Origin of the sequence: Blautia sp. HCP28S3_G10, from assembly GCF_052065235.1 — a bacterium.
Classification (GTDB): Bacteria; Bacillota; Clostridia; order Lachnospirales; family Lachnospiraceae; genus Blautia_A.
Genome location: NZ_JBQHUL010000007.1, coordinates 98395 through 110673, shown reverse-complemented (window position 1 = coordinate 110673; position 12279 = coordinate 98395). Strand labels below are relative to the sequence as shown.

The 12279-nt window shown below is 40.9% G+C and carries 12 protein-coding genes; all 12 read right to left on the bottom strand.

The window, feature by feature from the left end; all coding sequences use genetic code 11:
- Positions 1-154: 154 nt before the first annotated feature.
- The 12 genes from ACTNB8_RS05255 to ACTNB8_RS05200 all read right to left on the bottom strand — a co-directional run bounded on the left by ACTNB8_RS05255 (position 155) and on the right by ACTNB8_RS05200 (position 12214).
- Entirely contained in the window at positions 155-1339 is a 1185-nt protein-coding gene (locus ACTNB8_RS05255; protein WP_441052889.1) for an iron-containing alcohol dehydrogenase, read from the bottom strand.
- A gap of 38 nt (positions 1340-1377) precedes the next feature.
- Positions 1378-2901 (bottom strand): APC family permease, encoded by a 1524-nt coding sequence (locus ACTNB8_RS05250; RefSeq protein ID WP_441052887.1) that lies wholly within the window; start codon positions 2899-2901, stop codon positions 1378-1380.
- Positions 2902-2905: 4 nt separating this feature from the next.
- A complete protein-coding gene (locus ACTNB8_RS05245; protein WP_441052885.1) occupies positions 2906-3526 on the bottom strand; it encodes a cytidylate kinase-like family protein in 621 nt (206 codons plus the stop codon).
- Between the two features lie 110 nt (positions 3527-3636).
- On the bottom strand, positions 3637-4854 hold the full coding sequence (locus ACTNB8_RS05240) for an aspartate aminotransferase family protein (protein WP_296154972.1): 1218 nt from the start codon (positions 4852-4854) through the stop codon (positions 3637-3639).
- A gap of 288 nt (positions 4855-5142) precedes the next feature.
- Complete coding sequence (locus ACTNB8_RS05235; protein ID WP_441052883.1) at positions 5143-5835, bottom strand: HAD family hydrolase; 693 nt, start codon at positions 5833-5835, stop codon at positions 5143-5145.
- A 56-nt stretch (positions 5836-5891) separates the two neighbouring features.
- Positions 5892-6452, bottom strand: a complete 561-nt coding sequence (locus ACTNB8_RS05230) for a helix-turn-helix domain-containing protein (RefSeq protein ID WP_441052882.1) — start codon at positions 6450-6452, stop codon at positions 5892-5894.
- A gap of 45 nt (positions 6453-6497) precedes the next feature.
- The gene (locus tag ACTNB8_RS05225; protein ID WP_296154968.1) at positions 6498-6860 is read right to left on the bottom strand and encodes an ArsR/SmtB family transcription factor; all 363 of its coding nucleotides are present in this window, start codon (positions 6858-6860) and stop codon (positions 6498-6500) included.
- Positions 6861-6953: 93 nt separating this feature from the next.
- On the bottom strand, positions 6954-8840 hold the full coding sequence (locus tag ACTNB8_RS05220; RefSeq protein WP_441052880.1) for a heavy metal translocating P-type ATPase: 1887 nt from the start codon (positions 8838-8840) through the stop codon (positions 6954-6956).
- Positions 8841-8966: 126 nt separating this feature from the next.
- Entirely contained in the window at positions 8967-9185 is a 219-nt protein-coding gene (locus tag ACTNB8_RS05215) for a cation transporter (RefSeq protein ID WP_178416240.1), read from the bottom strand.
- Positions 9186-9359: 174 nt separating this feature from the next.
- Positions 9360-10352 carry a virulence RhuM family protein gene (locus tag ACTNB8_RS05210; protein ID WP_441052878.1) on the bottom strand — a complete coding sequence of 331 codons (993 nt, stop codon included), beginning with the start codon at positions 10350-10352 and terminating at the stop codon, positions 9360-9362.
- A 63-nt stretch (positions 10353-10415) separates the two neighbouring features.
- Complete coding sequence (rlmD, locus tag ACTNB8_RS05205; RefSeq protein WP_441052876.1) at positions 10416-11879, bottom strand: 23S rRNA (uracil(1939)-C(5))-methyltransferase RlmD; 1464 nt, start codon at positions 11877-11879, stop codon at positions 10416-10418.
- Positions 11880-11971: 92 nt separating this feature from the next.
- Positions 11972-12214 carry a hypothetical protein gene (locus ACTNB8_RS05200; protein ID WP_331470429.1) on the bottom strand — a complete coding sequence of 81 codons (243 nt, stop codon included), beginning with the start codon at positions 12212-12214 and terminating at the stop codon, positions 11972-11974.
- Positions 12215-12279: the final 65 nt, after the last annotated feature.

The following is a 12279-nucleotide window of genomic DNA, read 5'->3' as shown; positions in this document are numbered from 1 at the left end:
TTGCACATATCGCATTATGACTGTCTGAAAAAGCGTTAAGTATACCAGCATCCAATATTTATCAAGACTATTTACAGTACATTTTCCTTAAGTAAATGACATTGGTTCACTCCGTTCACAGCAACTTTTATAATCATATCCGTATTATGTATTTTTATAATGCTTTACGATAAAGTTCTATAATATCCTGTTTTCTGGAAGAACGCGGGTTAACTGCAATGTTGCCACTCTTCATGGCATCATCGGCCATTGCGTCGATTTTGCTTTCAATTTCTTCAGCTGTCACTTCACGGCCTCTTGCAGCCTGTCGGATTGCTGTCGTAAGATCCTGCGGAATTCCGATTGCCTCATTCAGTTCCTGTATTGCGTCAACAATCATCATTGGCTCGAATTCTTCCTGATAAGCTTTTACTGGACTGATGTAATTAAATATTTTCAGATACCTTCCATGATCAGCAAGGGCATTATATTCTGCAATTACAGGAAGAAGAACTGCATTTGCAACACCATGTGGAACATTGAAAAATGCACTGACCGGATGGCTCATTGCATGTACATTACCAAGTCTGGCAAAGGAAAAGGCAATTCCTGCAAAAAGGGAACCTGTCATCATGGCTTCTGCCGCTTCCAGATCTGTTCTTCTGGCAACAAAACGTCTGATATTTCTGCCAATCAGTTCCATAGCTTTTTCTGCCATTGCATCTGAAAATGGTGATGCAGCAGTTGAAACATATGCTTCTTCTGCGTGAATAAAGGCATCAATTCCGCAGGCTGCAGCAACAGATGCCGGTGCAGAAGTCAGAAGTTCCGGATCAAGGATTGCATAAGAAGGAAGCAGTTCATAACTGAACACAGTCAGTTTGTAATCTCTGCTGTGATCTGTAATTACAGAAAATGCTGTCACTTCAGAGCCGGTGCCTGCTGTTGTCGGAATTGCGATCAGCGGAATGATTTTTCCCGGTACCTTATGTGCGCCTTCATATTCTGTAATGCTTCCGCCGAATTTTGCAGTAACACCTACTGCCTTTGCCACATCCATCGGTGAGCCGCCGCCCAGTGCCACAATAAAATCAGCCCCTGATCCTTTAAACGCTTCGGTTGCCTTTTCTACAGTTGTCACAGATGGATTTGCCTCAACATCTGTAAAGATATCCACAGAAACACCTGCTTTTTTCAGATAATCAGCTGCTTTATCCACAATTCCCATTTTGCGAAGTGTAGGACCTGAAATCAGCATTGCATGCGAGCCGCCAAGCTTCTCTGCACATTCCGGTAGTTTTGACATTGTCCCTGCTCCTACTATAATATTCTGTGGAATAAAAAATTCAAATGGATTCATAATTTGCCTCTTTTCTTCTATATATAATGTCTTTTAATTTATGCAGTCATTCTGGAGAGTACCCTGTCAATTGCAGCGTCAATGACAAGATCAAGTTCTTCATCATCAGCCTCCGGCATAAGAGATGCTGCATCTTCATCAGAAATAATCTCGATAAGACTGCCGAATTTTTCTTTGTATTTCAGTTTACATCCTGCAAAGAATGTCACTCCAAGGAGACTCCAGCCACCTACCATCAACCATTCCTGCATGACCAGTGTTCCACCTGAACCAGGAATACAATATACCAGTACCATAAATCCGGAAAGGATTACTGCCATAGTTCCTACAAATTTATATGCAGGCACACGATATGGTCTTGGCATATCAGGTTCTTTTTTGCGGAGAATCAGAAATGAAACAGAAACCATGCAATATGCCAGGCAGCATCCAAAGTTTCCTGCATCACAGATCCATACCATCATGACACGTCCTGCAAAAGGCGCTATCATTGTAAGGATTCCAATAAGGATCAGTGCATTTACCGGTGTTTTGTGCTTTGGATGAAGTTTTGCAAACACTTTCGGGATCATATAAGACTCAGCCATGGAATACAGGGCACGGGAACCACCGATCATAAAAGAGTTCCACGATGTAATAATACCGCACATACCACCTACAATGATAACTTTCGCCATAACTGATGTTCCGAATGCTTTTGCCATGGCATCTGCTGTTACCAGCCCTGTTGTATTCTGTGAAAGTGCAATCTCAGCAGGATTCAGTATATATCCAACAGAAAGAATAACAAATGAATAAAACACTACTGCCAGTACAACAGACAGGATCATCATCTTACCGATTTTTTTCAGCGGTACATTGATTTCCTCTGCTGCCTGTGGGATAACATCAAAACCAATAAAGAAGAAGGGAGTGATGACAGCTACCTTCAGAACATTTTTAGCCATAGATCCTGTTGTTTCACCGATAAACATCTGTCCCTGAAGGTTGTCCACATTTCCGTTTATAACAGATGCAACAATAAGAAGTATACCGGCGCCTCCGATAATACAGGTGAGAACAGTCTGGAGCACAGCAGCTGTTTTTGCACCCATAATATTTATCATCATGATAAGAAAAGCTACAATAATGGCAACGATCAGCCAGGAAGCATAAATCTCAAATCCTGCAACTGTATAGAGATAACCTTTCAGAAATTCCGGCCACAGATAAGTAATAATTGTCGGGAATGCGCATGCTTCAAAACAGGTAACTCCCACATACCCCAGAATAATTGCCCAGGTACAGATAAAAGAACCTGTCGGTCCCATAGCTTTGTAGCTGAATACATGTTCACCGCCGCACTGAGGCATCGCTGCTGTAAGTTCTGCATAGGTAAGACCTACAAAAAAGATCATGACACCACCAATTGCAAAAGCAAGCGCTGCACCTACAACTCCACCTGCATCAATCCATGTTCCGGAGGAGACAACCCAGCCCCATCCGATCATGGCGCCAAATGCGATCACAAGAATATCCCACGCACTGAAAACTTTATCAAATTCTGATTTCTTCTGTCCCATACTCTCATTCCTCCTCACTTCCGAATTTTCTTCTGACAAGTTCTTCCAGATACTCCGCTGTTCCGTCTATTCCAAGATAAGAACTGTCCATCAGTATATCCCTGTTGTGACGGTCACCTCGATTGCTTCCTGTCAGCGCCAGATGCCTTGCATGATACCTTTTATCTTTTTCGTTCAGCAAAATCTGCGCATCTTTTTCTGAAAGACTGTGACTTTTCATAATGTTATGTATTCTTGTTTCGTCCGGTGCATAAATAAATACTCTCAGAAGATTCAGATTTTCGGAGTTTTTCAATATATAATCTGCCGAACGTCCTATAATCACACAGGATTCTTTTTCGGCAAGCTTTCTTACAATCTGTTTCTGCACATGTATTGCACGTTCCGTCAGATCCGCATATTTTGAGAATGATCCACGGACATCGCCTTCTGCACCTTTTCCGGCAATAGTGCCTCCTTCTTCTACTTTTTCCATGATTTCCATGGGAATACCAACCTCTTCAAAAATCTCATCTACAAGTTCTCTGCTGTAGAATTTGATTCCCAGGTCTTGTGCAATTTTTCTTCCTATGGCGTTTCCTTTGGCTCCGTATTCGCAGCCGATTGTTATGACCAGATGTTTCATATCGATTTCCTCTCACATCATTTACTTATCGGAAAAACAAAAGGCGTGCGAACTGTTATTATAGTCCGCGACGCCCTTGTCACCTCTTTGTGCACTCTTTTAACTGTTTATTATTTTTCCAGGGATTTAAGTGTATCTTCAATGATAGCTACTGCTTTGTCACATTCTTCTTCTGTTACGATAAGCGGTGGAATCATACGTATAATATGTGCACCGATAGCTGTGATCAGAAGTTTTCTGTCCAGACAGCCATGTTTTACTTCAACTCCGCTGATGGTATCATCAAATTCCACACCAACCAGGAGTCCCTGATGTCTTACTTCTTTTACATGTGGGAGTTTTGCAAGTTTTTCTGCAAAATAATCGCCAACCTTCTTTGCATTTCCTGCAAGGTCTCTGTCAAGCAGTTCATTTACTTCTGCAAGTGCTGCTGCACAGCTTACAGGATGTCCACCAAATGTGGTTCCGTGTGATCCGGCTGTAAATGCTTTTGCAACTTCTGCAGTTGCACAGATTGCACCGATCGGCATTCCACCTCCAAGTGCTTTTGCCATAGATACGATATCCGGCTTGATTCCGTAATTCATATAAGACATTACAGCACCTGTTCTGCACCATCCTGTCTGCACCTCATCAATCAGGAGAAGCATATCGTTTTCATCACAGAATTTGCGGAGTCCCTGCATGAATTCCATTGTAGCAGGATGTACACCGCCTTCGCCCTGTACAGGCTCTACCATGATTGCGATCGTATTTTCTGTACATGCATCTTTAAATGCCTGAAGGTCATTGTATGGTGCATAAGAGAAACCATATGTCATAGGTCCGAATCCAACCTGGCATCCATTTGCCGGCTGGCCGGTTGCTGACATTGCTCCAAATGTTCTTCCATGGAATCCCATTTTTGCAGTTACAATATGATAACGGTTCGGGCCGTATTTTTCAATGCCATATTTACGTGCCATTTTGATCATGGCTTCGTTTGCTTCTGTACCTGAGTTCTGGTAAAAAATCTTGTCCATTCCGATTGTCTCGCAGACTTTTTCAGCAAGCAGAGCCTGCGGAATTGTATATGGATAGTTGAAAGTATGCATGATGTCTTCTACCTGGTCTTTTACTGCTGCAACTACTTTCGGGTTACAGTTTCCGGCACTGTTTACGGCAATACCTGCATAAAAATCAAGATATGGTGTACCATTTTCATCGTAGATATACATGCCTTCTGCTGTTTCAGCAAGAAAATCGAACCTCTCATAAGTCTCGATCATGTATTTGTTTACTTTGTCCTTGATGTCCTGAAAAGTTAATCCTGTGTCTTTTAATTTCATTGCTGATTCCTCCCCGCATCCTTAAGATAATACAGAGAACCTGCCACTGGCGGCTTCTCTTGCATACTTTTGCATAAAAAAAAAGCAAAAGCAGATTTCCGTTACCGGTAAGCGCCTTTGCTTAATTTTTGTATATTATTTTGTACACGTATACAATATCACTATGGGTATTGTTTGTCAACATCTTTTTATCAAAAAGATTTTTGCCACTTTTAAAAGACTTTTCAGCTTATCACCTATGATTATTCAGTCTATTTTGTGCATTATATTGCACTTTTTATTTTTCAATCATTCAAGAAACTGATCCATATCTATATTTCTGAATGAACGTAACACAGGGAAGTATCTGTGCTCCGGAGGATCTTTTTCCTGTGTATACCAGATCCCCTTCATTCCACTTTCCCACGCACCTTCAATATCTTTCTTTACGTTGTCTCCGATAAAGATGCATTCTTCCGGACGTACCCCTGCTTTCTGTGCACAGAGTTCAAATAAATGATAATGCGGTTTTTCCACCCCTGCTTCTTCACTTGTCACAACAAAGTCTATATACGGTGCTGCACCTATATGCTCAATTCTTTTGTACTGAATATAAGCAGTCATATCTGTTCCTATTCCTGTTCGGATATTTCTTTTTTTCAGCTCTTTCAGGAAATCCAGTACTCCGGGTGAAGGCAGTGTCTGTCTGATTGATTCGTCCCAGTATGCATGATACATTTCAAGTGCGTAAGGAAACAGTGGCCTGTCAATAAGTTCAAGCATACACTGAGTCCGAATAAGCCTGTTATGGATTGAGGCAGTATCCGTTCCGATACGGTCGATTACAATCCTGTTTGCTTTTCTGTAGCACTGTTCTGTTTCTTCCGGCGACATATGAAAATTTTTTCCACAATAATCTGACAGTGCCTTCATCCCATAAACATGACTTCGGTCATAATCATATAAAGTATTATCCAGATCAAAGATTACTGATTTTATCATTATTTTTCTCCTGTCTGCAGTCATAGGGATCTCTGTGAAGCCTCCGGCCACCATTGTCATTTTCCATGGTAGTCCAGAAAGAAACAGGTACAGCATGCCTTTTCCGTTCCCATATTTCTGTATATATGCCCCTGATCTGTTTCAAATTTAAAAACCTGATCTTTGTGTATATCATATTTCTGACCATGGCATTCTATTGTAAGAACTCCGTCTGTAACGACCAGATACTCCCTTGTCTTTTCCCCATGGCTTCCACTGATGTAAGTCGCACCAGGTTCAACTTCTATTCTGTAAACTTCAACCAGGCGTGTATCTTCATAAGGCAGACATGTCCAGACTTTGTACTGCCCTGTCTGTTCTTTTGTCGGAACCAGGTCTTCCGGAGTTACAAGACAGCAGTCCACTCTTGGCGGCTGGATCAGTTCCTGAAACTCTATACGTAGTCCGCTGGTGATTTTTCCCAGTACTCCCAGAGATGGATTTGCTGTTCCTCTTTCAATCTGTGCAAGCATACTCTTACTGACGCCGGTCTGTTCTGATACCTGATCAAGGCTCATTCCTCTTGCCTGTCTGGTTCTTTTCAGATTCACTGCCACATTATTTGATAAATAGTCCATATTCTACTCTCCGCCACAGGCATATTACATGCAAATACTCACCAGTTACTCTAAAATATGCTCTCTTCCCATAGAAATAATGGTTCTTACATGATCATCAGCCAGGGAATAAAAAATTGATTTTCCTTCTCTTCTGTTTTTGACCAGTTTGTTCTGTTTCAGGATTCTGAGCTGATGTGATACGGCTGACTGAGTCATGTTCAGGACTTTTGCCAGATCACATACACATACCTCTGATTCAAAAAGTACAAACAGGATACGGATACGGGTAGAATCCGCAAAAACCTTGAAAAGATCAGCCAGATCATATAATTCCTCTTCATCAGGCATTGTTTCATTGACTATCTTCAGGAGATCCTCATGTATTTCCTGGCATTCGCAGCTTATTTCTTCTCTCTCATCTGTCATATCTGTCTCTCTTTCTGTATATTGCCTTGTATGTCTCGGGATTTTGGCAAAAAACATACCAAAACGCTTCGCGGGATACTACCTTCTGAATAGTTACAAATTCTTTACAAATAACGTACGGATCGCATTCAATACGGCAATTACCATAACACCTACATCTGCAAAAATTGCCACCCACATATTTGCAATACCGACAGCACCAAGGATCAGGCAGATCAACTTGATTCCAATGGCAAAATAAATATTTTCATATACAATACGCATACATTTCTTTGCAATCTTTATAGCTTTGACGATTTTCATCGGATCATCATCCATCAGTACAACATCCGCTGCCTCAATTGCCGCATCTGATCCGAGTGCTCCCATGGCAATTCCTATATCCGCTCTGGAAAGCACAGGTGCATCATTGATACCATCACCTACGAATGCAAGTTTTTCTTTTTCAGATTTTCTGTCCAGCAATTCTTCTACCTTTGTTACTTTGTCTGCCGGAAGCAGTTCGCTGTAAACTTTATCAATGCCAAGATTTCCAGCCACCTGATATGCAACTTTATCAATATCACCTGTAAGCATGACTGTTTCTCTGATGCCGATCTTTTTCAGGTTACGGATTGCTTCTTTTGAAGTTGGTTTTTCCACATCCGAGATCAGAATATGACCTGCGTATGCACCATTAACAGCTACATGGATAACAGTTCCCACATGATGGCACTCTACAGCTTCCACACCGATACGTTTCATCAGCTTTGCATTTCCAACTGCAACAGAAATGCCATCTACTTTTGCCATAACACCGTTTCCACTGATTTCTTCCACATCTGTTACACGCTTCTGTTCAATTTCTTTTCCATAGGCTGCCTTCAGACTTCTGCTGATAGGATGTGTGGAAAAGCTCTCTGCAAGAGCCGCATATTCAAGAATTTTTTCTTCTTCTAATGAATTGTGATGAACACCACTTACCTCAAACACACCTTTTGTCAGCGTTCCTGTTTTGTCAAATACAACATATTTTGTCCGAGAAAGTGTCTCCAGATAGTTGGAGCCCTTTACCAGGACACCTGCATTGCTGGCTCCGCCGATTCCTGCAAAAAAACTCAGCGGAATACTGATAACAAGAGCACACGGACAGCTGATAACAAGGAACGTAAGAGCTCTGTAAATCCACTGGCCCCACATTGCCGGATTATGAAGAATAAGCATATTTATCAGAGGAGGAAGAATTGCCAGTGCCAGTGCTCCATAGCATACAGCCGGTGTATAATAGCGGGCAAATTTGGAAATAAAATTCTCTGATCTGGATTTGCGTGAACTTGAATTTTCCACCAGTTCCAGGATTTTTGATACTGTTGATTCTCCGAATTCCTTCGTTGTCTGTATCTTCAGTACCCCTGTCATGTTTATGCAGCCACTTATGATCTCATCTCCTGTTTTTGCATTTCTCGGAAGGCTTTCTCCTGTCAGCGCACTTGTATTCAGCGTTGTATTTCCTTCAACAATAATACCGTCAATCGGGACTTTTTCACCAGGCTGTACAACAATAACAGATCCAATTTCAACTTCGTCAGGATCTACTTTTTCCAGTTTCCCATCTTTTTCAATATTCGCATAATCCGGACGGATATCCATCAGTTCACTGATGTTACGACGGCTTTTTCCCACTGCATAACTCTGGAAAAGTTCACCGATCTGATAAAACAGCATAACTGCGATAGCCTCATTATAGTCACTGCTTTTTTCATAAACAGCCAGACTGAAAGCACCGACAGTGGCAATTGCCATCAGAAAATTTTCATCAAATACCTGTCCATTTTTAATGCCTTTGAAAGCTTTTTTGATAATATCATATCCAATTTCCAGATAAACTGCCAGGTAGCAGATAAATTCCGGAATTCCTGTCACAGGAATAAAATGCAGCGCAACCAGCAATACTGTAGCCACAATAATCCTTGTCAGCATTTTTTTCTGCTTCTTATTCATAGTCTTTTCCTCCATCTGCTCCGCATATACAGAGAACCCTGCCACTGGTAGCTTCTCTTGCATACTTTGGCATTCAAAGAGTATTCTGCCATTTATCACAGACAGAATACTCTCTTCAGGCACTGCTTATAAATAGATTTCGCAGTCATCTTCTACTTTCTTACAGTTCTTAAGAACCTCTTTCATAACTTCTTTCGGGTTCTGTCCTTCTTCAAATTCTACATTCATCTTAAGCATCATGAAATTTACAGTTGCATCTTTTACACCTGCTGTATTCTTTGCAGCTTCTTCCATTTTGTTTGCGCAGTTTGCACAGTCAACTTCGATTTTGTAGGATTTTTTCATGGTGGTATTCTCCTTTTTGCATATTTTAACTTCAAGTTGTTTTCATATGAACATTCATTCATATGTTTGTTTGTATTATAACACTCGTGTTATATATGTCAATAGGTTTCCTTTATTTTCTTTTATTTCTTATACAGAAAACCTGCAGGTACTTATCAGAACCTGCAGGCAAAATCACTGTTTATTATCTGTTTTCTTCTCCAACATTTTTATTGAATTCAGGTAATCTTCTTCCACTGTGCTGAGTGTTCGTGCTTTGTATTTTTTATACTCATCCGTTGCTTTATCAATAGCCTGTTTGTGTGATATACTTCCATTCCCCTGCAAAAGCTGTTCACCGCTCATTGTTAGAATCCGATCCAGATGCCCTGCCCAGTCCCTCATTGTCATAGCCTGTTCTCGTTCTGCCTGACGTTCTGCAAAATCAAGATATCCCGATACCAGCTGTCCCATTGCACGTAATTCTTTTTCAGATAAATAATTCTTTGCAACTACAGCTTCTTTTAATGTTGGTTGATTTCCTTTAAAAGTAGTAAGTCCCATAAATTCTTTTTCTGCATCTGCTCTGTTATAGATTACTTCTGCTGCGGTTTGTCCATGAATTGCATAGTGAATTTTATTTTGCACTTTTTTGAAAAATACAATGGATATTTCCGCTTTCGGATCGTAATCTATGCTCGTTGCATAAATTTCCAGAACCTGACGATAAAACACTTTCTCGGATGCACGAATATCACGTATTCTCTCCAACAATTCCTTGAAATATCCACCGCCACCCAGATTTTTCAAACGATCGTCATCTAAAGCAAAACCTTTTCTCATGTATTCTTTTAAAATCCCAGTTGCCCAGATTCTGAACTGTGTTCCTCGTTTTGATTTTACACGATAGCCAACAGAAATAATAACATCAAGATTGTAATAATCTACATTGTAAACTTTTCCATCAGAAGCAGTTGTTGCAAATTTTGCAACAACTGAATCCCGCTGTAATTCACCTTCTGTAAATATATTTTTTATATGTCTGGAAATGGTTGATTTATCTCTCTGAAACAATTCGGCCATCTGATCAATAGACAACCAGACTGTATCACCATCAAAAGTAGTTTCAACTTTCGTCAGACCATCCTCTGTCGTATAAATAATCATATCTGCTTTTTCTTTATCCATAAATTAATTTCCCTCCAAAATCAGATATATTATCAACGTGAACGAGTCACTATAGCGAAATCATCATTCCCCATCTTTACCATTTATGATACGATAGTAATCATCCATATCCTCGCTGAGTTTTACCGTGGTATCTGGTTTTCGTTTGCTCAGGAGGCACACAGTCTCAACCCAGACGGTCTGGCAGAACTGGTCTACGCAGCAGGCTTTTTCCAGGCGGTAACCTGCCTGAAGAAATGTTTCCAGGTCGCGTGCAAGGCTGGTTGCCTTACATGACACATACACAATGCGGTTTACTCCATAGGAAAGGATCTTCGGCAGAGCTTTCGGATGGATTCCATCTCTCGGCGGATCCAATACTATTACATCCGGTTTTTCTTCCAGGTCATCCAGAACTTTCAGCACATCTCCCGCAATAAATCTACAGTTATTAAGTCCGTTTAACTTTGCATTTTCCCTGGCAGCTTTTACTGCATCTTCTATGATCTCCACACCGATTACTTCTTTTGCAACAGGGGCAAGAAGCTGTGATATCGTTCCGGTTCCACTGTACAGGTCAAAAACCTCCATACCACTGGTATCCTGAATATAATCACGGACTACTGAATACAATACTTCAGCAGCAAGTGAATTCGGCTGAAAAAAAGAAAATGTGCTGATCCTGAACTTCAGCCCAAGCAATGTTTCATAGAAATAATCGTTTCCGTAAAGGATTCTGGTCTCATCACTCTGAACCACATCAGAAAGTGAATCGTTGATAATATGCATGATTCCGACGATTTTTCCAACAAGCGGCAGTTCCAGAAGAAGGTTTTTCAGCGGTTCCAGATCATACTCTTCCTGGCTTGTTGTCACAAGGTGTACAAGGATTTCTCCGCTCGTCACACCTCTTCGTATCATCAAGTGTCTCAGGTACCCTGTATGCTGCAGTTTTCTGTAATAAGAAGCTCCTTTTTCTCTGAAATAATCTCTCACACATATAAGAATGTCCGTCATATCCTTATGGACAAGTTTACAGTCATCTGTATTCAGTATGTCGTATGTGCTGCCTTTTTTGTGAAGGCCAAGGGAAAGCGGTCCGTCTTTGTATTCATCTCCAAAAGAAAATTCCATTTTATTGCGGTATCCAAATTCTTCAGGGCTTCGTCTGATTCCCTCCCATTTGAAGTCTGCACTGCCATCTGCACTGGTCTGACCGCCCTGCACCAGAGCATCTTCCAGAAGTTCCCTGATCTGCTGTTCCTTCATTGCAAGCTGATTTTCGTAGGACATAGTCTGATACATACAGCCACCACATGCCGGGAAATTAGTGCATACAGGTTCTCTTGTCTCCTGCTCTGATTTCTCGAGAATTTCCATAATCCGACCCTGCGCTCTGCCTGACCGTTTCTTCTGGATCATGAAACGTACTTTCTGTCCCGGAATACCATTTTTAACCAGTACCTTCTGATCATCAACTATTACATATCCTTTATTCGGGAACTCCACTTTTTCTATGATTCCCTCGTATACTTCACCTTTTTTCATAATTTTCTCCTGCTACAGTTCCATCCTTCAGATTCCTTTATAATTCAAAAACAGCTCCGGTAATATGCCAGAGCTGCCTCATTTTATTTATTTTATTCTTCTTCATCCTCGAAATAATCATCAAAATCATCATCGAAGTCTTCTTCGAAGTCTTCCAGATAATCCGGAGCAAAGAAACGGTATACTGCAAATGCAATACCTGCTACTGCTGCAACAGCACCAATAACTGCCAGTACCCAGAGAACTGTATTTTTTTCTTTTTCGTCTTCTTTTTTCTTTAATGCTGCCATCAATTCTTCGATTTTTGCATTCATATTCAGATTATTCAAATTCATTGTGCGCACCATCCTCTCATTCTTCCAGCTGATATTCCCATCTGATACGGCACTTCCATATCTGT

Bases quoted from the DNA above. Each gene is read 5' to 3' on its own strand.
- ACTNB8_RS05255 (WP_441052889.1), bottom strand. From the start codon at position 1,339: ATGAATCCATTTGAATTTTTTATTCCACAGAATATTATAGTAGGAGCA.
- ACTNB8_RS05250 (WP_441052887.1), bottom strand. From the start codon at position 2,901: ATGGGACAGAAGAAATCAGAATTTGATAAAGTTTTCAGTGCGTGGGAT.
- ACTNB8_RS05245 (WP_441052885.1), bottom strand. From the start codon at position 3,526: ATGAAACATCTGGTCATAACAATCGGCTGCGAATACGGAGCCAAAGGA.
- ACTNB8_RS05240 (WP_296154972.1), bottom strand. From the start codon at position 4,854: ATGAAATTAAAAGACACAGGATTAACTTTTCAGGACATCAAGGACAAA.
- ACTNB8_RS05235 (WP_441052883.1), bottom strand. From the start codon at position 5,835: ATGATAAAATCAGTAATCTTTGATCTGGATAATACTTTATATGATTAT.
- ACTNB8_RS05230 (WP_441052882.1), bottom strand. From the start codon at position 6,452: ATGGACTATTTATCAAATAATGTGGCAGTGAATCTGAAAAGAACCAGA.
- ACTNB8_RS05225 (WP_296154968.1), bottom strand. From the start codon at position 6,860: ATGACAGATGAGAGAGAAGAAATAAGCTGCGAATGCCAGGAAATACAT.
- ACTNB8_RS05220 (WP_441052880.1), bottom strand. From the start codon at position 8,840: ATGAATAAGAAGCAGAAAAAAATGCTGACAAGGATTATTGTGGCTACA.
- ACTNB8_RS05215 (WP_178416240.1), bottom strand. From the start codon at position 9,185: ATGAAAAAATCCTACAAAATCGAAGTTGACTGTGCAAACTGCGCAAAC.
- ACTNB8_RS05210 (WP_441052878.1), bottom strand. From the start codon at position 10,352: ATGGATAAAGAAAAAGCAGATATGATTATTTATACGACAGAGGATGGT.
- rlmD (WP_441052876.1), bottom strand. From the start codon at position 11,879: ATGAAAAAAGGTGAAGTATACGAGGGAATCATAGAAAAAGTGGAGTTC.
- ACTNB8_RS05200 (WP_331470429.1), bottom strand. From the start codon at position 12,214: ATGAATTTGAATAATCTGAATATGAATGCAAAAATCGAAGAATTGATG.